The organism is Mesorhizobium sp. M7A.F.Ca.US.002.01.1.1, from assembly GCF_004022955.1.
In the GTDB taxonomy this organism is placed as follows: domain Bacteria; phylum Pseudomonadota; class Alphaproteobacteria; order Rhizobiales; family Rhizobiaceae; genus Mesorhizobium; species Mesorhizobium ciceri.
On sequence record NZ_RZQE01000667.1, the window covers coordinates 1 to 2,547 of the forward strand.

2 protein-coding genes and 1 pseudogene are annotated in these 2,547 nt (G+C 62.3%); 1 reads left to right on the forward strand and 2 read right to left on the reverse strand.

Going from position 1 to position 2,547, the window contains the following annotated elements; all coding sequences use genetic code 11:
• A pseudogene (locus tag EN932_RS33775) lies at positions 1 to 690 on the reverse strand (hypothetical protein); the annotation flags it as partial.
• Between the two features lie 262 nt (positions 691 to 952).
• Here EN932_RS33775 and EN932_RS33780 point away from each other — a divergent pair.
• The gene (locus EN932_RS33780) at positions 953 to 1,378 is read left to right on the forward strand and encodes a low affinity iron permease family protein (RefSeq protein ID WP_013530978.1); all 426 of its coding nucleotides are present in this window, start codon (positions 953 to 955) and stop codon (positions 1,376 to 1,378) included.
• 3 nt (positions 1,379 to 1,381) lie between these two features.
• On the opposite strand, the gene EN932_RS33785 is transcribed toward EN932_RS33780, so the two are convergent.
• On the reverse strand, positions 1,382 to 2,248 hold the full coding sequence (locus EN932_RS33785; protein WP_127385041.1) for an SDR family NAD(P)-dependent oxidoreductase: 867 nt from the start codon (positions 2,246 to 2,248) through the stop codon (positions 1,382 to 1,384).
• Between the last annotated feature and the right edge of the window lie 299 nt (positions 2,249 to 2,547).

Below are 2,547 nucleotides of genomic sequence, written 5' to 3' on the forward strand. Positions count from 1 at the left end.
GAAGGCAAGCTGGCCAACTGTTCGGGTGACCCGAGCCGCCAACTGGAAGAGATTGCGGTCGGCATGCAGCTTCGCCGGCAAGATGAGATCTTCCTGGAAATGCGTCGCGCCGAGCTTTTCGTAGCTGTCGGCGGCCTCGAGGATCAGCGATGTGGCGTTGCCGAGGTCGATGCCGAGTTGTGTCTGGGCGCCGAAGACCTGCTTGAACTCCCGCGTACCCAGCGTCAGCGGGCCGATATCCAGATTGTCGCCGGTGCTGGAGACGCGATAGCTCAGCGATCCCCTCAGTTCGAGACCCGGGCCGAGCCGGCGGAAGGCCTCGGCCGACAGCGACAATCCGCGGTCGTCCTCGATCGACGTCTTGTCGTAATGCGTTACCTGGAAGTCCGCGCTGAATTTCGCGTTGGCGTCGTTGTCGCCCCATTGCTGCTGCAGCGAACCGCGCAACAGTGTGTACCAGTCCTTGACCGCATGGTCGCTGTCCAGCGCGTTGTTGGTCCAATGCCTTTCGAGACTGCCGGTGATTGTCGGATCGGTCGCTATTTCGGCAGCCGGTGCTGTTGATGGTTCTGCCCTGGCGGTCACGGCCGCGCAGGCCATCAGCAGGCCTAGGCCGGCGCTGCCAAGCAATCTGCGGGAAAGTGGAGCGACCGTCTGTCCTTCTGCCGGTCGGCGCTTTCGGGAAACCATGCTCCGCGCTCTCCGGACTGAAACCCCTTCCGCCATGCGGGGGTGGCGCAGCGGAAGGGGCTGGAGGTAAACCGCTGTGAAGCGGAAGGAACAGGCACTCTTGCCTGCAGGAGTACTGTGGCATTGAACCCATAAGGTGTGTTTTCCAGACTATTCTCCCTATGCGTGTAGGCAATTGTACCTGAGGTATTTGTTCGCATCGGGAACCTGAAGCGGTCGCTGATTGTTTCTCATCGCGCCGCAGCGTCGAGGATTCCGATAGATGGAAAAGCATTTCACCAAGGTTGCCAACTGGGTCGCCCGCATAGCCGGCCTGCCGCCGACATTCGCCGTCTGTTGCCTCATCATCATCGCCTGGGGGGTGAGCGGTCCGTTCTTCGGCTTTTCGGACACTTGGCAACTCGTCATCAACACGGGCACGACCATCATCACCTTCCTGATGGTCTTCCTGATCCAGAACACTCAGAACCGCGACGGCGCGGCGATCCAGGCCAAGCTCGACGAACTGATCCGGGTCGGCAAGGGCCACAACCACTTCATCGGCATCGAGCATCTGACCGAATCCGAAGTCGAGGAAATCCGCGCCAAATGCGAGCGTGCGGCAAAGCGGCATGACGAACAGATCGCCGACATCGCGGCGAAGAAGGCCGTGGCACAGAAGCGCGGGTCGAAAAAGCAAGCGGCCTGAAGATCAGCCTTTCATGAAGGCTGCGAAACTGCCTTTGTGGTCCGGATGCCAGCGCGACAAAGCGGGGCGGTTCTCGATGATGTCGCCGATCGCCCAGGCCATGCGCTTTTCATCCAGCGGCCGGGCCGCCTCATTGTCCGGGCACAGGATGTAGAAATCTCCCCTGGTCAGGGATTCCAGCATGAAATCCACAACCTGTTCGCCGGTCCAGGCGCCGGCCGGTTTTTCCGTCGCACCCTCGGTCAGACCGGTAAAGGTGAAGCCGGGGATCAGCAGATGGGCAGCGACATGGGCGCCGGGTTCGTTGCGCAACGCGTGCGCCAGGCCTTCCGTGAAGGCTTTCACTCCTGCCTTGGAGACATTGTAGGCAAGATTGCCGGGCGGCGTGGTGATGCCTTGCTTGGAGCCTGTGTTGACGATCAGACCCGGCCTGGCCGAGGCCAGCATGCGCGGCGCGAAGGCCTCCACGCCATGCACAACGCCCCAGAAATTGATGTCCAGCAGCCGTTTCCAGGCATCGCGGTTTTCCCACGGCTTTCCGGGGTTGTCGCCCACGCCGGCATTGTTCATCAGCAGCGACACGCCGCCGAAGGCGCCGAACGCCCTCTCGGCGAGACGGTCCACCTCATCCGCCTTCGAAACGTCGGCGGCGACGGCAAGCACGGCACCGTCGCCGGCAATCGCGGAAACGGCGCGCGAGGCGTCGTCAAGCCGCGCGCCGCCAATGTCGGCCAGCACGATCTTCATGCCTAGCAATGCAAGCCGCTTGGCGGCCGCCAGACCGATGCCGCTGGCAGCGCCGGTGATCACGGCGGCATTGCCTGGAGCAAGCGCGGGCAGGGCGGTCTGGATCTCGGCGTCGGTGATCATGGGCGATGGATTCCTTGTTCGATGGCGCCGAACTTAGCGCCGGAACGGGCCGGTGCAAGCCTCTGCTCGTCTTGTCGGGTTGACCAGTCCGGCCGAGGCTGCGCATGTTGCCCCTTGTCCCCGCAAAAGAGATTTAGGCCTGGGGACAAACGGAGGTTCCTGATTGACGGACTGGGTTGCAATTCTGAAGGAGCAGACCGCCATTGGCGACCAGATGGGCCGCGAGGTGCCGCAGATGCTGGCCAATCCCGACATCAGCGAAGCGCAGGTGAAGACACTCTTTTCCGCGCTGGAGAAAC